Here is a 20,303-nt window from a genome sequence, read left to right as displayed (position 1 = left end):
GGGAACCACTGGCCGCCGGGCACGACCGGGACATCCCGCCCCCGAGGCTCACGGCCGGCCGGGAACCACGGACTGCCGGGCGCCGCCGGGACACCCGGCCCCCCGAGCCACCCAGGCCCCAGGGCCGAGCCCGTCGGACCGGAGCATCACCCGCCGGAGCGAGCAGCACGCGACACCGGAGCCGGCCCGAGCCGAAAGGCCGCCCGGGCCTCCCGCACCACCCCGAACCGCGGGCGCGTCCCCGCAGCCTCTCCGGGGAGGCGGGCGGGGACGGTGTCAGTTCTTGCGGCGTCTGGTCAGGGCCACCGCTCCGCCGCCCGCCAGCAGCAGCGCCAGCGCGCCGCCGGCGATGTACGGGGTCGCCGGGCTGCCGCCGGTCTCGGCGAGGCCGGCCTCGGCGCCCTGGGGGCGGACGTCGGCGGCCGGGTCGTGGGGCGGTACCGGGTGCCGGGCGGGCGGGGCCGCCGGAGACTCGCAGGTGGCCTCGGCCAGGGTGACGGTGCCCTCGACGTCGGCCACGTTGAGCTTCAGGGGGTTGACGGAGACCTTGAGCCGCAGGGCGGTCGCTGCGGCCGTGCGGGTCGTGGTGCGCCGCTCGGCGAGGTCGAGGCGGACCTCGCCGACGCCGGGCACCTTCACCTGGACCGGGCCGCCGGCGGTCAGGGTGACCCGCCTGCCGAGGACGGTGACGGCGCCGAGGACGTCCGCGGAGGCGGTGGGTGCCTTGCCGGCCTCGCAGGTGGCCCTGGCGGTGACCGCGTCGGCCTCGATCACGGACAGCAGGGGCAGGCCGGGGACGTGCAGCCGGGCGTGGGCGACCCGGACGGAGCCCTCGGCGCGCCGGGCGGTGGCCGTCGCCTCCGCCCGGGCGACGTCCGCGCCGAGGACGGTGAACGGCCGGCCGCCGTTCACGCCGTCGAGGCGGGCGGACAGCGCGGTGCGGTCCGCGCTCCGCGGCGCCCGGACCTCGTTGAGGGCGAGGGCGAGCGGGAGGTGCACGGTGTGGTCGAGCAGGGCCACGTCGAGCCCGGTGCGCAGGACGACGGCGGAGGCGCGACCGTGAGCGCCGGTCGCGTGCGCGCCGGTCACGCGTGCGCCGGTCGCGTGCGCGGCGCCCGCGCCCAGGACCGCGGGCGCCGCGGTGAGGGCGGTGACCGTCGCGAGGGCGGCGAGACGGCGTGCGGGCATGCGGAAGTCGTTGCTGTTCAAGGTGGTGGGACCCCCAGAGGGAACATGTTCGGGACCCGTCAACCTTGTACGCGGTGTGGGTGAACGGTCAGCGATCCGGGGCCACTTCACTCGTACGTGGATATCCCGCACGCGGATTCGAACGCGGGGGCACGCCTACTCGACGACACGCCCGTCGAGCACGACCCGCCGCGGCGCCGCCAGCACCCGTACGTCCGCCCGGGGATCGGCCTCGTAGACGACCAGGTCGGCCGGCGCGCCCTCCTCCAGGCCGGGCCGGCCGAGCCACGTCCGGGCGGCCCAGGTCGTGGCGGCGAGGGCCCGGACCGGCGGGATGCCGGCGGTGACCAGCTCGGCGACCTCCTCGGCGACCAGGCCGTGGGCCAGCGAGCCGCCGGCGTCCGTGCCGACGTAGACCGGGATCCCGGCGTCGTAGGCACCGCGGACGGTGTCGTAGCGCCGCTCGTGCAGCCGGCGCATGTGGGCGGACCAGCGCGGGTACTTGGCGTCGCCGCCCGCCGCGAGCCGGGGGAAGGTGGCGATGTTGACGAGGGTGGGGACGATCGCGACGCCCCGCTCGGCGAACAGCGGGATCAGGTCCTCGGTGAGGCCGGTGGCGTGCTCGATGCAGTCGATGCCCGCCTCGACCAGGTCACGCAGGGAGTTCTCGGCGAAGCAGTGCGCGGTGACGCGGGCGCCGAGCCGGTGGGCCTCGGCGATGCCCGCCTCGACGGCCTCGCGGGGCCAGCAGGGGGCCAGGTCGCCGGCGCCGCGGTCGATCCAGTCGCCGACGAGCTTGACCCAGCCGTCGCCGCGCCGGGCCTCCCGGGCGACGTGGGCGACGAGGTCCTCCGGTTCGATCTCCCAGGCGTAGTTGCGGATGTAGCGGCCGGTGCGGGCGATGTGCCGGCCCGCGCGGATGATCTTCGGGAGGTCGTCGCGGTCGTCGATCCAGCGGGTGTCGGAGGGAGAGCCCGCGTCCCGGATCAGCAGGGTGCCGGTCCCCCGGTCGGTGAGCGCCTGCTTCTCGGCGGTGTCCGCGTCGACCGGGCCCTCGGCGCCCAGCCCGACGTGGCAGTGGGCGTCGACCAGGCCGGGCAGCGCCCAGCCCTCGACGGTGGTGACGTCACGGGCGCCGGCGGGGCGGTCGTAGGAGATCCGCCCCCCGACCACCCACAGCTCGTCCCGGACGTCCTCGGGGCCGGCCAGGACCCGCCCCTTCACGTGCAGCACCGCGCCATCGCTCATGCACCGCACCCTAACGGCCTACGGCTCGTCCTTCCCGACCTGGTCGGAGGTCTCCTCCTCGACCTCGGCCATCGCCGGGTCGAGCAGCCGGGACAGGAAGTGCCGGGTGCGTTCGTGCTGCGGGTCGCCGATGACCCGCTCGGGGCTGCCGTCCTCGACGATGACCCCGCCGTCCATGAAGACGACCCGGTCGGCGACCTCGCGGGCGAAGGTCATCTCGTGGGTGACGACCATCATCGTCATGCCCTCGCGCGCGAGCCGGCGCATGACGGCGAGGACGTCCCCGACGAGTTCGGGGTCGAGCGCGGAGGTCGGCTCGTCGAAGAGCATCACCTCGGGGCCCATCGCCAGCGCGCGGGCGATGGCCACGCGCTGCTGCTGGCCGCCGGAGAGGGAGGACGGGTAGGCGTCCGCCTTCTCGGCGAGGCCGACCCGCTCCAGGTTCGCGGCGGCGACCCGCGCGGCGGTGGCCTTGTCCCGGCCGAGGACCCGGCGCTGCGGCAGCGTCAGGTTCGCGGTGACGTCCAGGTGCGGGAAGAGGTTGAACTGCTGGAAGACCATGCCGATGCGGCGGCGTACGGCGTCGATGTCGACGTCGGGGTCGGTGATCTCGGTGCCACCGACGAAGACCTGGCCCTTGGTGGGCTCCTCCAGCAGGTTCACGCAGCGCAGCAGCGTCGACTTGCCGGAGCCGGAGGGGCCGATGACGCAGACGACCTCGCCCTGGCCGATCTCCAGGTCGATGCCGCGCAGCACCTCGTTGTCGCCGAAGGACTTGTGCAGTCCCCGTACCTCGATCTCGGGGCGGGTCACCGGATCGCCTCCTGTGCCTTGGACTCCATACGGCGGACGACGAAGCTGAGCGGGATGGTGACCAGCAGGTAGCACAGGCCGGCGACCAGGATCGGCGTGGAGTTGGCGGTCGTGCTCGCCAGGTCGCGGCCGAACTTGGACAGTTCCCGCTCCTCCAGGGTGACGCCGAGGAACAGCACCAGCGAGGAGTCCTTGAAGAGCAGGACGAGTTCGTTGGTGAGCGGCGGCAGGATGATCCGGAAGGCCTGCGGGACGATGATCGAGATCATGGCCTTCGCGGGCGAGAAGCCGAGCGAACGGGCCGCCTCCGTCTGCCCCTTGGGCACGGCCTGGATGCCGGCTCGGATGGTCTCCGCCATGTAGGCGGCCGAGACCAGGCCGAGCGCGAGGGCGACCTTGCCGTAGGTGCCGCCCGGGATCTCGGTGCCCGGGAACGCGAGCGGCACGGCCACGCCGACGAAGATGAAGATCAGCAGGGCGGGCAGTCCGCGGAAGATCTCGATGTAGATGCCCGCCAGCCAGCGGTAGGGGCCCACGGAGGACAGCCGCATCAGCGCGATGACCATGCCGAGGACGAGTCCGACGACGAAGCCGGACAGCGTGTAGAGCACGGTGTTCTTCAGCGCCAGGGTGATGACGTCCGGGAACATCTGCCGTGCGATGCCGGCCTGGGCGAACTGGTTGCGCAGCCGGCCCCAGTCGGCCGTGACCGCGAAGGCGATCACGGCGGCGGCGAAGACGGCGTACTGCGCGCCGCGGGACAGCGTCCGCTTCTGCCGCCGGGTCAGTCCCTTCCTCTTCGGCCCGAGCGGTACGTCCGCGTCGCTCATGAGGCCGCGGGAGAGGCGACGGAGGCGTTGTACGGGCCGATCCACTTCTCGTAGATCTTCTTGTAGGTGCCGTCGGCCTTGGCGTCCTTGAGGGCCTTGTCGATGGCGTCGAGCAGCGCCTTGTTGCCCTTCTTGACGGTGAAGCCGTACTGCTCACCCGTCTTGAGGTTGTCGACGACCTTGAACCTGTCCGCGTTGGCCTTGTCCTTCAGCCAGCCCTGGACGACCGGGTAGTCGATGACGACGGCCTGGACCTGGCCGGTGCGCAGACCGTTGAGGACCGCGTCGGAGGACTCGAAGGAGATCGGGTCGTAGCCCTTGTTGCGGACGTAGTCCTCACCGGTGGTCTGCGCCTGGGCGCCCAGCTTCTTGCCCTTGGCCTTGACGTCGGCGAGCGAGGTGACGCCGCTCTTCCTGTCGACGAGGACGGCCTGGGTGGCCTCGAAGTAGGGGTCGGAGAAGTCGACGTTCTTCTTGCGCTCGGCGGTGATGGTCATGCCGGCGGCGGCCAGGTCGCACTCGCCCGAGTTGAGGAAGGCGCCCGTCTTGAAGTTCTCGAACGGCGTGTCGAGGATCTTCTGCGGGACGCCGAGGTTCTTGGCGACGAGGTCGATCAAGGAGACGTCGAAGCCCTGCACCTTGCCGTCGACCTCCGACTGGAACGGCGGGTAGGGCAGGTGGGTGCAGGTGGTCAGCGCGCCGGCCTTGGCGAGGTGGACGCCCTTGACGGTGGTCCTGCCGCTCCCCCCGCCGTTGTCCGAGGAGCAGCCGGCGGCCACGAGCACGAGCCCGGCGGTCGCGGTGGTGGCAGCCAGGAGGCGGGTCCGGCGCCCGAGGAGCGTTGTCATGGGGGGATTCTCCTATGCGGGAACGAAGGGTTTCGATTATAAGGAAATGTTGGGGTCTCTCAAACCAAACCGATGACTTCGGGGCCGTCCGGCCTAGGAAGTCACCGGTCGGGAGGGGGACGGGAGCGCAGAGTTACGCTCGTCCCGGCCGTCCTCCGGCGGCCCCCGTGGACCTCGTGAGCGAAGAGAGCACCGCTGTGACCCACCCCTTCCTCGACCTGCCCCCGCTGAGTGCCGAGCGCTTCGCCGCCATCGAGGACCGGGTGGCCCGGCTGCTGGACACCCGGCAGACCGTCCTGGTCACCCAGGGCGAGGCGCTGCTGCCGCTGGAGGGCGCGATCCGCGCGGCGGCCGGCCCGGGCACGGTGGCCCTGAACGTGATCACGGGCCCGTACGGGCAGACCTTCGGCGACTGGCTGCGGGACGCCGGGGCCACCGTGCACGACCTGTCCGTCCCCTTCCACACTGCGGTGACCGCCGCCCAGGTCCGGGAGGCGTTCGCGCGGCACCCGGAGATCGACTTCGTGTCCCTGGTGCACGCGGAGGCGGCGACGGGCAACACCAACCCGGTCGCGGAGATCGGCGAGGCGGTACGGGAGCAGGGCGCGCTGTTCTACCTGGACGCAGTGGCCTCCGTGGGCGCGGAGCCGGTGCTGCCGGACGCGTGGGGCGTGGACCTGTGCGTGATCGGGGCGCAGAAGGCGATGGGCGGCCCGGCGGGCGTGTCGGCGATCTCGGTGAGCGAGCGGGCGTGGGCCCGCATGGCCGCCAACCCGCGCGCCCCGCGCCGCTCCTACCTGTCCCTGCTGGACTGGAAGGAGCGCTGGACCGACGCCGGCCGCACGGCGCTGCCGCACGCGCCGGCCCAGCTGGAGATGCTGGCACTGGAGGCGTGCCTGGAGCGGATCGAGGCGGCGGGCCCTCAGACGGTGATGGCCCGGCACCGGGCCGCCGCGCTGGCCACGCGGGCCGGGGCGGTGGCGCTGGGCGGGGGCCTGGAGCCGTACGTGTACGAGGAGAGGGACGCGGCTCCGGTCGCGACGACGCTGCGGGTGCCGGCGGGCACGGTGGCCTCGGAGCTGGTGGCCGACGCGCTGCGGTCGGACCCGGCCCTGCCGCTGGCCGCCGGCGGAGGGGCGCTCGCCGGGGAGATGATCCGCGTCAACCACTACGGGCCCGACGCGACCCCGGACGCCGTCGCCGGGTCGCTGTCGGCACTGGGCGGGGCCATGGCCGGCCGGGGCCTGGCCGTGGACCCCGAGGGCGCCCGCCGGGCCGTGGCCCACACCTGGCGCTAGCCGCCGCTCGCGTGTACCCGGGGGCTTCGCCCCCGGGGGCACCGAATACCGAATTCAATTCCCCTTCACAATTCCCGCGAATTCTGCGGGAGATAGCTTCCGGTCTTCTCCTGCCCGATTTTTGCAGAGCTAAACAGGAAACTTCGCGAACGGATTTTCCGGGCGTTTCCGGGCTGTGACGCAACCCACAGACGCACCTTTTTGCGCCCTTTTACCATAGGACATGGCGGGCATTTTGCCGATGTGACCCTCCGTCACCGCCGTCACGCGGGTGCGTTTTGCAATTCGCCTCGCTAAATTCGTGACGCATGACTGCCGCACCCGCAGACCTGCTCATCGAACGGCCGGCGACGACGGACGGAGCCGCGCTCTGGCGTCTCGCCAAGGACTCGGAAACCCTCGACCTCAACTCCCCGTACAGCTATCTGCTGTGGTGCCGGGACTTCGCCGGCACCTCGGCGGTGGCGCGCGGTGCGGACGGGGAGCCGGTCGGTTTCGTCACCGGATACGTGCGGCCGGACCGCCCGCACACCCTGCTCGTCTGGCAGGTGGCCGTCGACGCCGCCCACCAGGGCCGCGGCATCGCCGCCGCCCTGCTGGACGGCCTGACCGCCCGGCTGGTCGCCGAGCGGGGCATCACCGGGCTGGAGACCACCATCACCCCCGGCAACACCGCCTCCGAGCGCCTGTTCACCTCGTTCGCCGGACGGCACGGCGCGCGGGTCAGCCGCGAGGTGCTGTTCCGGGCCGAACTGTTCCCCGACGGCCCGCACGACCCCGAAGTCCTGTACCGCATCGGCCCGCTGTCCGCGTCCACCGCCCTCTGAGGAGCGATTCACCGTGACCATCACCCAGCCCGACCTCAGCGTCTTCGAGACCCTCGAGTCCGAGGTGCGCAGCTACTGCCGCGGCTGGCCCACCGTCTTCGACCGCGCGCAGGGCAGCCGGATGTACGACGAGGACGGTCATGCGTACCTCGACTTCTTCGCCGGTGCCGGTTCGCTCAACTACGGGCACAACAACCCGGTGCTGAAACGGGCGCTGATCGACTACCTGGCGCGGGACGGTGTCACCCACGGCCTGGACATGTCGACCACGGCCAAGCGGTCGTTCCTCCAGACCTTCCAGGATCTGGTGCTGCGCCCGCGCGACCTGCCGTACAAGGTGATGTTCCCGGGCCCGACGGGCACCAACGCAGTGGAGTCCGCGCTGAAGCTGGCCCGCAAGGTGAAGGGGCGCGAGGCGATCGTGTCGTTCACCAACGCCTTCCACGGCATGTCGCTGGGCTCCCTCGCCGTCACCGGCAACGCCTTCAAGCGGGCCGGCGCCGGTGTCCCCCTGGTGCACGGCACCCCGATGCCGTTCGACAACTACTTCGACGGCACGGTCCCGGACTTCCTGTGGTTCGAGCGGCTGCTGGAGGACCAGGGCTCCGGCCTCGACAAGCCTGCCGCGGTGATCGTGGAGACCGTCCAGGGCGAGGGCGGCATCAACGTCGCCCGGCCCGAATGGCTGCGCGCGCTCAAGGAGTTGTGCGAGCGCCAGGACATGCTGCTGATCGTGGACGACATCCAGATGGGCTGCGGCCGTACCGGCGCCTTCTTCTCCTTCGAGGAGGCCGGTATCACGCCGGACATCGTCACCGTCTCCAAGTCGATCAGCGGGTACGGGCTGCCGATGTCGCTGTGCCTGTTCCGGCCCGAGCTGGACGTCTGGGAGCCCGGCGAGCACAACGGCACCTTCCGCGGCAACAACCCCGCCTTCGTCACCGCCACCGCCGCGCTGGAGGCGTACTGGGCCGACGGCGCGGCCATGGAGAAGCAGACGCGGACCCGTGGCGAACAGGTCGAGCAGGCACTGATCGCCATCACCGAGGAGAACCTCGCCGATGTGCGCGAGTACCGCGGGCGCGGTCTGGTGTGGGGCCTGGAGTTCCGCGACAAGGAGCGGGCCGGCCGGGTGGCCCGGCGCGCCTTCGAACTCGGCCTGCTCATCGAGACGTCCGGGCCCGAGAGTGAGGTCGTCAAGCTGCTGCCCGCGCTGACCGTCACCCCGGAGGAGCTGGACGAGGGCCTGAGCGTCCTCGCCCGCGCCGTCCGCGAAACCGCCTGACCCGCGAGGAGGAGACTTTCACCGTGATCGTCCGATCGTTCGAGGACATCGAGGGCACCGACCGGCACGTCAGGGCGGAGTCCGGCACCTGGGAGAGCAAGCGGATCGTCCTCGCCAAGGAGCGGGTCGGCTTCTCCCTGCACCAGACGATCCTGTACGCCGGGACCGAGACGTCGATGTGGTACGCCAACCACGTCGAGGCCGTCGTCTGCACCCGGGGCGAGGCCGAACTGACCGACCGGGAGACCGGGAAGACGTACACGATCACCCCCGGCACCATGTACCTCCTCGACGGGCACGAGCGGCACACGCTGCGCGTCAAGGAGGACTTCCACTGCATCTGCGTGTTCAACCCGCCGGTGACCGGGCGGGAGGACCACGACGAGAACGGCGTCTACCCTCCCCCGGAGCCGAATGCCTGGGGGGACCCCCGGCACACCGAGCCCGAGGAGGTGTGACACCCGATGACCACCGCGACCGTCACCGACCTGTACCCCACCCGTGGCACCGGCGAGGTCACGGTTCCCCGCCAGGACCCCGTCCTGTGGGGCTCCCCGGACACCCCGGGGCCGATCCCGCAGGCCGACCTCCAGGCGTACGAACGGGACGGCTTCCTCACCGTCGACCGGCTGATCACCCCGGACGAGGTCGGCCTCTACCGACGTGAGCTGGACCGGCTGGTCGCCGACCCGGCGGTCCGCGCCGACGAGCGCTCCGTCGTGGAGCCGGGGACCAAGGAGATCCGCTCCGTCTTCGAGGTGCACCGGATCAGCGAGGTGTTCGCGGACCTGGTGCGCGATCCGCGGGTGGTCGGCCGGGCCCGGCAGATCCTCGGCTCGGACGTGTACGTCCACCAGTCCCGGATCAACGTCAAGCCGGGCTTCGGCGCGAGCGGTTTCTACTGGCACTCCGACTTCGAGACCTGGCACGCCGAGGACGGGCTGCCGAACATGCGCACGGTGTCCGTCTCGATCGCGCTGACCGAGAACCACGACACCAACGGCGGCCTGATGATCATGCCCGGTTCGCACCGGACCTTCCTGGGCTGTGCCGGCGCCACGCCCGAGGACAACTACAAGCAGTCGTTGCAGATGCAGGACGCGGGCACCCCGTCGGACGAGGCGCTGACCGCGCTGGCGGGCGAGCACGGCATCCGGCTGTTCACCGGCGCGGCCGGGTCGGCGACCTGGTTCGACTGCAACTGCATGCACGGCTCCGGCGACAACATCACGCCGTTCCCGCGCAGCAACGTCTTCATCGTGTTCAACAGCGTGGAGAACACGGCGGTGGAGCCGTTCGCGGCGCCGGTGCGCAGGCCGGAGTTCATCGGAGCGCGGGACTTCACCCCCGTGCGGTGACGTCCCGTCCCACCGGGCCGGGGTCTCCTCCCGGTGGGACGGGGAGGCCCCGGCCCGGCCGTGTCAGCCGGCCAGTGCCTGAAGCAGGCGGTCCACGTCCTCGGCGGTGTTGTAGAGGTGGAAGGACGCGCGCAGGTTGCCGGCGCGGTCGGAGACCTCGATGCCCTCCTCGCTCAGCCCCTGCTGCCGGGGGCCCAGTCCGGGGACGGAGACGACCGCCGAACCGGGCGCCGGCAGGGGCTCGTGGCCCAGTTCCGCGAGTCCGGCCCGGAACCGGTCGGCGAGCCGCACCGCGTGCGCGTGGACGGCGGACAGCCCCAGTTCCTCGATCAGTTCGAGGGAGGGGCGCAGCCCGGCGTAGCTGAACAGGGCGTGGCTCAGGTCGAACCGGCGCGCGGAGCGGGCGAGTTCACCCACCGGGCCGTAGCAGCTCTCCCACGGCTCCTCGGCCGCGGCCCAGCCGGCGAGGACGGGGACGAGTCCCCCGAAGTCCTCGGGGACCGTGAGGAAGGCCGCGCCGTGCGGGCCGAGGAGCCACTTGTAGGCGACGGAGGCGGTGAAGTCGTGGGCGCCGGCGTCCACCGGCAGCCAGCCGGCGGCCTGGGAGAAGTCGACGTAGGTGCGGGCGCCGTGCGCGCGGGCGGCCTCGCGCAGGGCGGGCAGGTCGGCGAACCGGCCGTCGGTGGACTGGACGGCGCTGACCGCGACGAGCGCGGTGCCCGGCCGCACGGATTCGGCGATCCGCTCCAGCGGGACGGTACGGACCTTGAGGTCGCCGCGGACGTGGAAGGGGTTCAGCACGGACGTGAAGTCGCTCTCGGCGGTGAGGACCTCGGCGCCGGCGGGCAGCGAGGCGGCGATCACGCCGGTGTGCGCGGCGACGGTGGCACCGGCGGCGACCCGGCTCTCCGGGACGCCGACGAGCCGGGCGTAGGCGGCCCGGGCACCCTCCACGTCGTCGTACAGCGAGAGCAGGGGCCGGCCCTCGGCACGCAGCAGCGCCGCGTCCCGGAGGGCGGCGACGGTGCGGGCGGGCAGCAGGCCGCTGCTCGCGGTGTTGAGGTAGATGCTCTTCGGGCTGAACTCGGCGCGGACGAGGCGCTCGAACGTCTCCGTGGTCTCCATGGCTCCACTGTGCGGCCGTCCGGGGTGCCCGTCCATGGCGATTTTCCGCGTGGATCCGCCTAGCTGTCCTTATACCTGCGCCCCGACCTGCGGCTTCTCAGCTGTGCGGCGGCAGCGCGCACCCGTCCGGGCCGCAGGCCCCCGCGTCCTTCCCGCCGGCCGGCTCCAGCGGGGCGCGCTCGCCCCAGGCCTGGGTCAGGGCCCGGGTGAACACCTCGGGGCTCTGGGCACCGGAGAGGCCGTAGGTGCGGTCGAGGACGAAGAAGGGGACGCCGGTCGCGCCGAGCCGGGCGGCCTCGCGCTCGTCCGCGCGGACGTCGTCGGCGTACGCGTCCGGGTCGGCGAGCACCGCGCGGACCCGCCCGGCGTCCAGCCCGGCCTCGGCGGCCAGCTCCACCAGGCGTTCGTCGCCCTCGGTGAAGACGGACCGCTCCTCGGCGAAGTTGGCCCGGTAGAGGATCGCGAGGAGTTCGTCGTGCCGGCCCTGCTCCCTGGCGAGGTGCAGCAGGCGGTGCAGGTCGAAGGTGTTGCCGTGGTCACGGCCCCGGGTGCGGTAGGGCAGGCCCTCGGCGGCGGCCTGGGCGCCCAGGTTGTCCTCCCCCGCCTCGGCCTGTGCCTCGCTCATGCCGTACTTCCGGGTGAGCATCGTGATCACGGGCTGCGCATCGCCCTTGGCCCGGTCCGGGTCCAGCTCGAAGGAGCGGTGCACCACCTCGACCTGGTCGCGGTGCGGGAAGGCGGCCAGCGCCTTCTCGAAGCGGGCCTTGCCCACGTAGCACCACGGGCAGGCGATGTCGCTCCAGATCTCGACGCGCATGTGTTCCGCTCTCTCCGGTTCGTACGGACGCGGGGGCGCTCCCCGGTCGGTACGTGAACGTTCAAGCAGGTGGTTCCATTCCCGGGCCGGTACACGCAGCCGCAGGAAGAAGCGGTGATCGAGTCGTGTCTCGGGGCAGACGGCTCGGGCACCGGTGCCACGCGGGTGGGAACCGGCGCCGGGTCGCGCCGCTCAGCGCGGCCGCCGGTGGCCGGGCTGCGGAGCCTGTGCGCGCTGAAAGGTTCCGTAGAGCAGCCACAGAGCAGGGATCAGCAGTAGGGCGCCGCAGGCCAGGGCGATCAGACAGGCGGAGAGCACGGCCGGCTGGGAGGCGGATCGGGTGACCGTGAGGCTGCCGACGAGCATGGCCGGGTACTGTGCGGCGCCCCACGACCACAGGATCGCGGCTACCGCCAGCCCGGCTGCCGCGCGTGCCGCGAGATAGTGCCGGGTCGCCAGCAGCCCCAGGCCCGCCACACCGCTGATCGCGCTGAGCACCACCAGCGGAAGCGCCCGGTGCGTGAGGCCGTGGAACAGCTCCGGGGCGTCCGCGTGCAGCACGGCTGTTCCGGCCAGCGCCACGGCGCCGCTCGCGAGACCGGTGACGACGGCGCGCCGGGCGAAGGTCCGGGCCAACTCCGTGTCGTCCTCGCGGGCCACGTCCGCGCACAGGTAGACGGCGGCGAGATGCGAACAGGTGAGCACGGCGAGGACGCCACCGAGCGCGGAGGTCGGGTTGACCCAGCTGGTGATCAGGTCGCCCTCGGCGAGACCGGCCGGTACCCGTCCCGACGCCACCCCGCCGGCGACGGCTCCCAGGAAGAACGGTGTGACCAGTGAGGAGGTGGCGAAGAACGCGCCGAACAGCCGCTGCTGCCACAGCTCGGTGCTGACCTTGCGGAAGGCGAAGGCGGCACCGCGGGCGATGATGCCCAGCGCGGCGAGGGTCAGCGGCAGGTAGAGGGTGGACATCACGGCTGCGAAGACCGGTGAGAAACAGGCCCACAGCATCACGATCACGAAGATGAGCCAGACGTGGTTCGCCTCCCAGACCGGCCCGATCGTGTGCTCGATGACCTGCCGCTGCCGCGCGCCCCGGCCGGCACTCCCGGCGAGCAGGTCCCACACCCCGGCGCCGAAGTCGGCGCCCGCGAACAGGGCGTAACAGGTCAGCCCGAGCCACATGACGGCCAAGGCGGTGTCGGTGAGCACAGGACCTCCAGAGTGCGTCGGGGAGGGTCGGAGCAGATCAGGAGCGGGCCGGGTCAGACCACGGGATAGTCCCGTACATCCGCCTCCTGGGGCGCGACCGGGACGGCCGTGCCGCGGGCGAGGCGGCGCAGGACGTACACGGTCGCCACGGTCATCGCCGCATACACCACGAGGACCAGCCACAGGCCGGTCATCAGTCCGGGGGCCGGGTTCACCGCGTCCCGCACACTCATCACCCCGTACACGATCCACGGCTGCCGGCCCAGCTCGGTCACGCTCCACCCGCTCTCCAGTGCCACCACGGACGCCGGACCGGCAAGCGCGACCAGGGCGAGCAGCAGCCGGGTGCCGCGCCGGTCGAGCAGGCCACCGCCGCTGCGCCGGGTCCGCCACCAGGCGAGGAACAGCCAGACGCCGAGTGCGAGCAGGAAGAAGCCGATGCCGACCATGAGGTCGAACGCCCAGTGCACCCCGGTGACGGCGGGCCACTGACTGCGGGGCACCTGGTCGAGTCCCTCGACCACCGTGTCCGTCCGATAGCCGACCAGCAGAGAGAGCCCGTCGGGCACCCGTAGCCCGTACTCCAGGCCGTTGTCGCCCGCGACGCCGCCGATGGTCAGGGGAATGTGCGAGCCGGTGCGGTACACGCCCTCGATGGCGGCGAGCTTGACGGGCTGGTAGTCGGACAGAAAGCGGGCCGCCCAGTCGCCCACCACGATCTGGAAGGGGGCCGCCACCGCGCCCAGAACGAAGGGGATGACGAATCCGGCTCGGTGATAGGCGTCCCGGCGTCCCCGCAGCAGGGCGACCGCGTAGACGGAGGCGGTGAGGAACGACGTCACCATGAAGGCAGCCAGGATCATGTGCACGGTCTGCGGCGGGCTCGCCGGGTTGAGCATCGCCGCCCAGGGGTCGACGCGTACGACCTTCCCGTCACGCAGGGTGAAACCCCGCGGTTGGTTCATCCAGGCGTTCGCGCAGACGACGAAGAACGCGGACGCGGTGCCGGCGACCACGATCGGGATGCCGGTGAGCAGGTGCCGGCGCGGCGGGAGCCGATCCCAGGCGTAGAGGTAGATGCCGAGGAAGATCGCCTCGATGAAGAACGCGATGCCCTCCAGTGCGAAGGGCAGCCCGATGACCTGCCCGAACCGCCCCATCAGACCGGGCCACAGCAAGCCCATCTCGAAGCTGAGAATGGTGCCGGACACCGCACCCACGGCGAACAGCACACCCATGGCCCGCGCCCAGCGCCGCGCCAGCAACTTCAGCGCCGGGTCGTTACGACGGATGCCCAGCCACTCCGCGAGAAGAGTGAGGGCCGGCAGACCCACACCCAGGCAGGCGACGATGATGTGCCACGCCAGAGAAAAGCCCATCTGAGCGCGGGCGGCGGACAGATCCCCCTGGCTGGCAGCCCCCGCGGTGACCAGGGCGAAGGAACCGAGGACTGCGCTGAACCCAGGCACAAGCACGCTCCCGCATCTGACGAACCACACCTACGCCGCGTGAAGGTGGCGCGCGATCCCTGCCGAGGTAACCCCCGGGCGGCACCGGCAAACCACCAGGAGCAGATCGCGCGTATCCGGTCCGGTTCCTGATCGGCGAGAACGGTCAGCGGGCCGCTGCCCGGATCTTCGCGCCGGCCGGGCCCGAAGGCGGCGTTGCGCTGCGCGCCACGGTCCCCCGCGCTGTCACCGTCCGTGGGCTTCCCGGCTCGGCAGCGGCCCGGCGGCCGCCTGACGGCCTAGTCCAAGTCTGCCCGGGCCTCGCGGCGCCGGCAGGCGCGCCACTCCTCTCGCTGGGCGTGGGGCAGATGGTCCCGAGCAGTCCTCCGGGGTCGCGCCGGAGCTTCGCCTGCCGGCGGCCATACGCCTCGCAGGTGGACCGGCCTGCTGTCCGGAGCCGGATTCACGGAACCTGACGTGCGGATCCTCGCTGCTCCCACCCCCGGCCACATCGGAACCCCCATCGCACGCGCCACCGAGCCGTAACCCTGCCCCGAGCCGGTCTCATCCCCGGGCCGGAACGGACAGGTGCAGGGAGAGGTGGTGGTCACCGGGGGCGGGCGGAGCGGCGGGGTCCGGGGCCCAGCCGTGGCGGGCGTAGAAGGCCTGGGCGCGGTGGTTGTCCACGTGGACGTCGAGGACGGCCCGGCGCCGGCCGTCGGCGCGCCACTGCTCGACGCAGGCCGCGTGCAGCGCCGTACCGATGCCGGTGCGCCAGTGGCCGGGGTCGACGTGGAACTGGAACAGCCTCACCGTGTCCGCCGGGCCGTCCTGCGGGGGCCGGAAGGAGGCGACGGCGGTGATCGCGCCCCGGTCCACGACACACAGCACCTGGCCGTCGGGACGCTCGACGGCACCGCGCCAGGCGGCGGTCCAGTCGGTGCCGTCGTCCGGGAGGCCGTCGGGGTAGTACGTCGAGCGGGCCCGGTGGTGCAGCGCGGCGATCGTCCCGGCCTCGGCGGTCAGGGCGGTGCGGATCACCCGGCCGCCTGTCACACGGTCACTGATCATGCAACGGAGGACGCGGCCGGCCTGGGCCCGGTTCCGCCGGGCCGGCCGAACCGGGCCCGGTAGGCGCTCGGGGTGAGGCCGGTGCGGCGGACCAGGTGGGCGCGGAGCGAGTCGGCGGTGCCGTTCGCGGCCGGGCTGGGGGCCGGGGTGCTCAACGCGGCCCGGCAGGTCGGCGGCGGTCCGGGGATCGCGGTCTTCGGGGCGCTGGTGTCGGGGGGTTTCGTGGCGGGGATGCGGGCGAGCCTGGCCGGTTCCGCGGCCCTGTTCGCCCTCACCTTCGTCCTCAGCTGCCGCCTGGGGCGCGGCCCGGCCGGTTCCTGAGGGGCGCGGGACCCCGCCGGCGGGGTCCCGCGGCCCGCGCTGCTAACGCTCCAGGACCCCGTTGAACCGCCGGGGAAGTCCCAGGGGGTTGTCGTCCCGGAGTTCCGGGGGCAGCAGCGCCTCCGGCGCGTTCTGGTAGGCGACCGGACGCAGCCAGCGTTCGACGGCCGTGCCCCCCACCGAGGTGGAGGTGGAGGTGGTCGCCGGGTAGGGGCCGCCATGGTGCTGGGCCGGTGCCACGGCCACGCCCGTCGGCCACCCGTTGACCAGCACCCGCCCGGCCAGCGGGGTCAGTTCGGCGAGCAGTTCCGGCCCCCGGCCGTGGCCGGCGGCCTCCTCGGAGGACACCTGTACGGTCGCCGTCAGGTTGCCCGGCAGCCGCGACAGCACCGCCGTCGCCTCGCCGTCGTCCTCGTACCGGACCACCACGGTGACCGGACCGAAGCACTCCTCCAGCAGCAGGTCGTACGCCCCCTCCTCGGTGAGCCGGCTCGCCGGCACGGTGAGGAACCCGGGACTGACCGTGTGCTCGCCGCCCGGGCCCGGCGTCACCGGGGACTCCACGCCCTCCAGGCCGGCCCGTTCGCGCACCCCGGCGACGAAGTTGTCCCGCATGCGGTGGTCGAGCAGCACCCCGGGCTCGCTGTCGCCGACGGCGTCGGCCAGGGACTTCACCAGCCGGTCACCGCCCGTGCCGGACGGCACCAGCACCAGGCCGGGCTTGACGCAGAACTGGCCGGTGCCGAGGGTCATCGACCCGGCGAGCCCGCCGCCGATCTCCTCGGCCCGCTCGGCCGCGGCGGCCTCGGTGACCAGGACCGGGTTGAGCGAGCCGAGTTCGCCGTGGAAGGGGATGGGCACGGGACGCGCGGCGGCGGCGTCGAAGAGGGCCCGGCCGCCCCGTACCGAACCGGTGAAGCCGGCCGCGGCGACCAGCGGGTGCCGGATCAGCTCGATGCCCGCCTCGAAGCCGTGCACGAGGCCGACGACGCCCTCGGGGATGCCGTGCCCGGCGGCGGCCCGGCGCAGCACCCCGGCGACCAGTTCGGACAGGGCCGGGTGGTCGGGGTGCGCCTTGACGACGACCGGGCAGCCCGCGGCCAGCGCGCTCGCGGTGTCCCCGCCGGCGACGGAGAAGGCGAAGGGGAAGTTGGACGCGGAGTAGACGGCGACGACGCCGAGCGGGACCTTGTAGCGCCGCAGGTCCGGGACGGGCGGGGTCGCGGTGTCGTCGGGGTGGTTGATGATGACGTCGAGGAAGGCGCCCTCGTCGACGATGTCGGCGAAGGCCCGCAGCTGGTAGGCGGTGCGGGCGAGTTCGCCGGTGAGCCGGGCCGGACCGAGCGCGGTCTCGGCGTCGGCGGTCTCCACCAGGGCGTCCCGGGCCGCCTCCAGGCCCTCGGCGGCCGAGCGCAGGAAGGCGGCGCGGACGACGCGGTCGGCGAGGGCGCCGCGCGCGGCGCCTGCCGCCCGGACCGCCGCGTCCACCTCCTGGGCCGTCGCCTCCACCGCGACCTGTTCACGCTGCTTCCCGGTGCGCGGGTCGACACTCCAGACTGGTGCTGCTGCCACCGCGGGTCCCTCCAGTTATGGCCGCATTACGGGGGTCAACCATCAGCCGCGTTCGATATACTGAACGCTGTCTCTGATGATGAATACGCTGCTCGGAGACTATTTCCCGGCGATTGAAGGGGTCAAGCGCGATGTCGGCTGGCGAGACAGGCGGGGCGCAGGTCAAGTCCGCGGTACGGACGGTCGAACTGCTGCAGTACTTCGCCGGCAAGCCCGGCATGCACTCCCTCGCGGCCGTCCAGGAGGCGGTGGGGTACCCCAAGTCCAGCCTGTACATGCTGCTGCGCACGCTCGTGGAGCTGGGCTGGGTGGAGACCGACGCGACGGGCACGCGGTACGGCATCGGGGTGCGCGCGCTGCTGGTCGGCACGTCGTACATCGACGGCGACGAGGTGGTGGCCGCCGCCCGCCCCACGCTGGACCGGCTCTCCGACGACACCACGGAGACCATCCACCTGGCCCGGCTCGACGGCACCAACGTCGTCTACCTCGCCACCCGCCAGTCCCAGCACTACCTGCGCCCCTTCACCCGCGTCGGCCGCCGGCTGCCCGCCCACTCCACCTCCCTGGGCAAGGCCATCCTCGCCACCTGCACCGACGAGCAGGTCCGCGCGCTGCTGCCGCAAACGCTGCCCGCGCTCACCGAACACACCATCACCGACCGGGAGCAGCTCATCGAGGAACTGCACCAGGTCCGGGAGCAGGGCTTCGCGGTCGACCGCGAGGAGAACACGCTGGGCCTGCGCTGCTTCGGCGTGGCGGTCCCGTACCGCACCCCGGCGCGGGACGCCATCAGCTGCTCGGTGCCGGTGGCCCGGCTGACGCCCGCCCACGAACAGCTGATCAAGGACGCGCTGTTCGACGCGCGGGACCGGCTGACGCTGGCGACCCGCAGGCTCTGAGCCCCGGCGCCGGGAACCGCGGGCCCGCGCCGCGTCCGCCGGCCCCGCCCGCCCGCGGGGCCGTAGGCTCGGGCCCCATGAAGATCGTGCTGCGCGCTGTCGAGGACGACGACCTGCCGGTGTTCTTCCGGCAGATGACCGACCCCGAGTCCCTCAGGATGGCCGCCTTCGGCCTCGAGAACCGGGGCGACCGGGCCGCCTTCGACGCCTGGTGGCAGCGGCTCCGGGCGTCCGACGCCGTGTCCCGCACGGTGCTCACCGACGGGCGGGTGGCCGGCAGCGCGGTCGTCTACGGCGAGCCGGGCGCGCGCGAGGTGACGTACTGGATCGACCGCGCCGACTGGGGCCGGGGCCTGGCGACGGCGGCCCTGCGGGCGCTGCTCGCCGAGGTTCCCGAACGGCCGTTGTACGCGCGGGCCGCGGCCGACAACGCCGGCTCGCTGCGGGTGCTGGCGAAGTGCGGCTTCCGGGAGACGGCCCGGGCCCGGGGGTTCGCGAACGCGCGGGGCCGGGAGATCGAGGAGATCGTCCTCATTCTGGAGAGCTGAGCGAGAGCTGGGCGAGGGCTCCGGCGGAGGGCCGCGCGAGGACGCGCGGGGATGAACGGGGCATGAGAAAAGGGGGCGTACGGGAACGACTGCCCCGCCCCGCTCGTCTTCCGGGCGGGATGAACAAGACGATCAGGCGGGCGTCCGTCTTCGCGCTGCTGCTCGTGCTCGCTCTGCTGGTCAGGGCGACCTGGGTGCAGTTCTACGACGGCAAGGCCCTCGCGGACGACAACGACAACCGGCGGAACGCGATCGAGACGTACTCGCGGCCCCTGGGGAACATCATCGTGGCCGGGAACGCGATCACCGGTTCGGCCCGGACGAAGGGGAGCGACCTCGCGTACAAACGGACGTACACGGACGGCAGGCTCTACGCGGCGGTGACGGGCTACGCCTCGCAGGCCTACGCCCCCACCCAGCTGGAGGGCATCTACCACGACCTGCTCAACGGCACGGACACCCGGCTGAAGACCGTGCTGGACACGGTCACCGGGGAGCGCGCCGAGCCGGGCGACGTCATCACGACGATCGACCCGGCCGTGCAGAAGGCCGCCTACCGCGCGCTCGGCGACAACAAGGGCGCGGCCGTCGCGCTCGACCCGCGGACCGGCAGGATCCTCGCCGTGGTCTCGACGCCGTCGTACGACCCCTCCGCCCTCACCGACGCCAACACCGCCGGCGCCGCCTGGAAGCGGCTCACGGCGGACAAGGAGAAGCCGCTCACCAACCGCGCGCTGCGCCAGCCGCTGCCGCCGGGCTCGACGTTCAAGCTGGTCGTGGCGGCCGCCGCGCTGGAGGACGGGCTGTACCGGAACGTGGACGAGCACACCGACAGCCCCGACCCCTACACGCTGCCGGGCACGGTGCAGGTGCTGGCGAACGAGAACAGGTCGGCTCCCTGCCGGAACGCCTCGATCCGGGTCGCCCTCCAGTACTCCTGCAACAACGTCTTCGGTCACATGGCCGTCCAGCTCGGGCAGGACAAGGTGCGGGCCATGGCCGAGAGGTTCGGCTTCGACGACGACCAGCAGGACGTGCCGGTGCGGGCCTACGCCAGCGTCTACCCCGCCGGCATGGACAAGGCGCAGACGGCGCTGTCCGGCATCGGCCAGTTCGACGTCACGGCCACCCCTCTCCAGATGGCCATGGTGTCCGCGACCATCGCCAACGGCGGCAAGCTGGTCTCGCCGCACATGGTGTCGCGGACCACCGACAGCGGCGGTGATGTGGTGAAGAACTACGACGACGCCGCCGGCACCGAGCAGGTCCTCAGCTCCGCCACCGCCGAGCAGCTCCGGTCGGCGATGGAGACGGTGGTGAAGGACGGCACCGGCACGAACGCGCTGATCGACGGGGTGACCGTCGGCGGCAAGACCGGTACCGCCCAGCACGGCGAGCACAACAGCAAGACGCCGTACGCCTGGTTCACCTCGTACGGCAGGTCCGACAGCGGCGGCAAGCAGGTCGCGGTCGCGGTGATGGTCGAGCAGTCGGACGCGGCGCGCTCGGAGGTCAGCGGCAACGGCCTGGCGGCGCCGGTCGCCAGGGCGATGATGCGGGCGGCGCTGAAGTAGGCGGTCCGCCCGGTGCGT

Annotated in this window: 19 protein-coding genes and 2 pseudogenes; 9 read left to right on the top strand and 12 right to left on the bottom strand. The window is 72.6% G+C overall.

The annotated features are described in order from the left end of the window. Positions 1-276 precede the first annotated feature (276 nt). The 5 genes from ABZ117_RS22055 to ABZ117_RS22035 all read right to left on the bottom strand — a co-directional run bounded on the left by ABZ117_RS22055 (position 277) and on the right by ABZ117_RS22035 (position 4,927). On the bottom strand, positions 277-1,209 hold the full coding sequence (locus tag ABZ117_RS22055; RefSeq protein ID WP_356823206.1) for an SCO1860 family LAETG-anchored protein: 933 nt from the start codon (positions 1,207-1,209) through the stop codon (positions 277-279). Positions 1,210-1,344: 135 nt separating this feature from the next. Next, positions 1,345-2,436, bottom strand: coding sequence for an amidohydrolase family protein (locus tag ABZ117_RS22050; RefSeq protein WP_356823205.1), 1,092 nt, complete (start codon positions 2,434-2,436; stop codon positions 1,345-1,347). 18 nt (positions 2,437-2,454) lie between these two features. Beyond that, positions 2,455-3,249 (bottom strand): amino acid ABC transporter ATP-binding protein, encoded by a 795-nt coding sequence (locus ABZ117_RS22045; protein ID WP_356823203.1) that lies wholly within the window; start codon positions 3,247-3,249, stop codon positions 2,455-2,457. Continuing rightward, positions 3,246-4,079 carry an amino acid ABC transporter permease gene (locus tag ABZ117_RS22040; RefSeq protein ID WP_356823201.1) on the bottom strand — a complete coding sequence of 278 codons (834 nt, stop codon included), beginning with the start codon at positions 4,077-4,079 and terminating at the stop codon, positions 3,246-3,248. The genes ABZ117_RS22045 and ABZ117_RS22040 overlap by 4 nt, the downstream gene beginning before the upstream one ends. Beyond that, complete coding sequence (locus ABZ117_RS22035; RefSeq protein WP_356823199.1) at positions 4,076-4,927, bottom strand: transporter substrate-binding domain-containing protein; 852 nt, start codon at positions 4,925-4,927, stop codon at positions 4,076-4,078. Before ABZ117_RS22035 ends, ABZ117_RS22040 begins: the two co-directional genes overlap by 4 nt. 197 nt (positions 4,928-5,124) lie before the next feature. Between ABZ117_RS22035 and ABZ117_RS22030 the strand changes: the two genes are divergently transcribed. The 5 genes from ABZ117_RS22030 (at position 5,125) to thpD (ending at position 9,695) form a co-directional block, all read left to right on the top strand. Next, positions 5,125-6,225, top strand: a complete 1,101-nt coding sequence (locus tag ABZ117_RS22030) for an aminotransferase class V-fold PLP-dependent enzyme (RefSeq protein WP_356823329.1) — start codon at positions 5,125-5,127, stop codon at positions 6,223-6,225. Between the two features lie 308 nt (positions 6,226-6,533). Beyond that, positions 6,534-7,052 carry a diaminobutyrate acetyltransferase gene (gene ectA / locus ABZ117_RS22025; protein WP_356823197.1) on the top strand — a complete coding sequence of 173 codons (519 nt, stop codon included), beginning with the start codon at positions 6,534-6,536 and terminating at the stop codon, positions 7,050-7,052. A gap of 13 nt (positions 7,053-7,065) precedes the next feature. After that, positions 7,066-8,337, top strand: coding sequence for a diaminobutyrate--2-oxoglutarate transaminase (ectB, locus tag ABZ117_RS22020; protein WP_356823195.1), 1,272 nt, complete (start codon positions 7,066-7,068; stop codon positions 8,335-8,337). A 23-nt stretch (positions 8,338-8,360) separates the two neighbouring features. Continuing rightward, positions 8,361-8,795 (top strand): ectoine synthase, encoded by a 435-nt coding sequence (locus ABZ117_RS22015; protein ID WP_356823193.1) that lies wholly within the window; start codon positions 8,361-8,363, stop codon positions 8,793-8,795. Positions 8,796-8,801: 6 nt separating this feature from the next. Further along, entirely contained in the window at positions 8,802-9,695 is an 894-nt protein-coding gene (gene thpD, locus ABZ117_RS22010) for an ectoine hydroxylase (protein ID WP_356823191.1), read from the top strand. Positions 9,696-9,758: 63 nt separating this feature from the next. Here thpD and ABZ117_RS22005 read toward each other — a convergent pair whose 3' ends face one another. The 6 genes and pseudogenes from ABZ117_RS22005 to ABZ117_RS21980 all read right to left on the bottom strand — a co-directional run. Then, positions 9,759-10,820: an aminotransferase class V-fold PLP-dependent enzyme gene (locus tag ABZ117_RS22005; RefSeq protein WP_356823189.1), complete on the bottom strand. Its 1,062-nt coding sequence runs from the start codon at positions 10,818-10,820 to the stop codon at positions 9,759-9,761. A 97-nt stretch (positions 10,821-10,917) separates the two neighbouring features. Further along, positions 10,918-11,637 carry a DsbA family oxidoreductase gene (locus ABZ117_RS22000; RefSeq protein WP_356823188.1) on the bottom strand — a complete coding sequence of 240 codons (720 nt, stop codon included), beginning with the start codon at positions 11,635-11,637 and terminating at the stop codon, positions 10,918-10,920. 192 nt (positions 11,638-11,829) lie between these two features. After that, positions 11,830-12,849 carry a cytochrome d ubiquinol oxidase subunit II gene (locus ABZ117_RS21995; RefSeq protein WP_356823186.1) on the bottom strand — a complete coding sequence of 340 codons (1,020 nt, stop codon included), beginning with the start codon at positions 12,847-12,849 and terminating at the stop codon, positions 11,830-11,832. A 53-nt stretch (positions 12,850-12,902) separates the two neighbouring features. Then, positions 12,903-14,228, bottom strand: a complete 1,326-nt coding sequence (locus ABZ117_RS21990; RefSeq protein ID WP_356823185.1) for a cytochrome ubiquinol oxidase subunit I — start codon at positions 14,226-14,228, stop codon at positions 12,903-12,905. A gap of 633 nt (positions 14,229-14,861) precedes the next feature. Next, positions 14,862-15,368 (bottom strand): GNAT family N-acetyltransferase, encoded by a 507-nt coding sequence (locus tag ABZ117_RS21985; RefSeq protein ID WP_356823183.1) that lies wholly within the window; start codon positions 15,366-15,368, stop codon positions 14,862-14,864. Next, positions 15,365-15,490: pseudogene (locus ABZ117_RS21980) on the bottom strand (AraC family transcriptional regulator); the annotation flags it as partial. The gene ABZ117_RS21985 and the pseudogene ABZ117_RS21980, both read right to left, overlap by 4 nt. On the opposite strand from ABZ117_RS21980, the pseudogene ABZ117_RS21975 reads away from it, so the two are divergent. Next, a pseudogene (locus ABZ117_RS21975) lies at positions 15,483-15,689 on the top strand (MFS transporter); the annotation flags it as partial. The pseudogenes ABZ117_RS21980 and ABZ117_RS21975 overlap by 8 nt on opposite strands. Before the next feature lie 42 nt (positions 15,690-15,731). Here the strand turns inward: ABZ117_RS21975 and ABZ117_RS21970 are convergent. Further along, entirely contained in the window at positions 15,732-17,261 is a 1,530-nt protein-coding gene (locus ABZ117_RS21970) for an aldehyde dehydrogenase (NADP(+)) (RefSeq protein WP_356823181.1), read from the bottom strand. Between the two features lie 131 nt (positions 17,262-17,392). On the opposite strand from ABZ117_RS21970, the gene ABZ117_RS21965 reads away from it, so the two are divergent. The 3 genes from ABZ117_RS21965 (at position 17,393) to ABZ117_RS21955 (ending at position 20,285) form a co-directional block, all read left to right on the top strand. Then, a complete protein-coding gene (locus ABZ117_RS21965) occupies positions 17,393-18,163 on the top strand; it encodes an IclR family transcriptional regulator (RefSeq protein ID WP_356823180.1) in 771 nt (256 codons plus the stop codon). Positions 18,164-18,240: 77 nt separating this feature from the next. After that, positions 18,241-18,711 carry a GNAT family N-acetyltransferase gene (locus ABZ117_RS21960; protein ID WP_356823178.1) on the top strand — a complete coding sequence of 157 codons (471 nt, stop codon included), beginning with the start codon at positions 18,241-18,243 and terminating at the stop codon, positions 18,709-18,711. 119 nt (positions 18,712-18,830) lie between these two features. Next, the gene (locus ABZ117_RS21955) at positions 18,831-20,285 is read left to right on the top strand and encodes a penicillin-binding transpeptidase domain-containing protein (RefSeq protein ID WP_356823177.1); all 1,455 of its coding nucleotides are present in this window, start codon (positions 18,831-18,833) and stop codon (positions 20,283-20,285) included. Positions 20,286-20,303 lie beyond the last annotated feature (18 nt).

It is taken from the genome of Streptomyces sp. NPDC006309 (genome assembly GCF_040613095.1).
In the GTDB taxonomy this organism is placed as follows: domain Bacteria; phylum Actinomycetota; class Actinomycetes; order Streptomycetales; family Streptomycetaceae; genus Streptomyces.
This window is presented reverse-complemented; position numbering and strand designations above follow the sequence as displayed.

What these genes read in the sequence shown, in the direction of transcription:
- ABZ117_RS22050 (WP_356823205.1), bottom strand. Translation starts at nt 2,436, where the DNA reads ATGAGCGATGGCGCGGTGCTGCACGTGAAGGGGCGGGTCCTGGCCGGC.
- ABZ117_RS22040 (WP_356823201.1), bottom strand. Translation starts at nt 4,079, where the DNA reads ATGAGCGACGCGGACGTACCGCTCGGGCCGAAGAGGAAGGGACTGACC.
- ABZ117_RS22035 (WP_356823199.1), bottom strand. Translation starts at nt 4,927, where the DNA reads ATGACAACGCTCCTCGGGCGCCGGACCCGCCTCCTGGCTGCCACCACC.
- ectA (WP_356823197.1), top strand. Translation starts at nt 6,534, where the DNA reads ATGACTGCCGCACCCGCAGACCTGCTCATCGAACGGCCGGCGACGACG.
- thpD (WP_356823191.1), top strand. Translation starts at nt 8,802, where the DNA reads ATGACCACCGCGACCGTCACCGACCTGTACCCCACCCGTGGCACCGGC.
- ABZ117_RS22005 (WP_356823189.1), bottom strand. Translation starts at nt 10,820, where the DNA reads ATGGAGACCACGGAGACGTTCGAGCGCCTCGTCCGCGCCGAGTTCAGC.
- ABZ117_RS22000 (WP_356823188.1), bottom strand. Translation starts at nt 11,637, where the DNA reads ATGCGCGTCGAGATCTGGAGCGACATCGCCTGCCCGTGGTGCTACGTG.
- ABZ117_RS21990 (WP_356823185.1), bottom strand. Translation starts at nt 14,228, where the DNA reads ATGGGCTTTTCTCTGGCGTGGCACATCATCGTCGCCTGCCTGGGTGTG.
- ABZ117_RS21985 (WP_356823183.1), bottom strand. Translation starts at nt 15,368, where the DNA reads ATGATCAGTGACCGTGTGACAGGCGGCCGGGTGATCCGCACCGCCCTG.
- ABZ117_RS21965 (WP_356823180.1), top strand. Translation starts at nt 17,393, where the DNA reads ATGTCGGCTGGCGAGACAGGCGGGGCGCAGGTCAAGTCCGCGGTACGG.
- ABZ117_RS21960 (WP_356823178.1), top strand. Translation starts at nt 18,241, where the DNA reads ATGAAGATCGTGCTGCGCGCTGTCGAGGACGACGACCTGCCGGTGTTC.
- ABZ117_RS21955 (WP_356823177.1), top strand. Translation starts at nt 18,831, where the DNA reads ATGAACAAGACGATCAGGCGGGCGTCCGTCTTCGCGCTGCTGCTCGTG.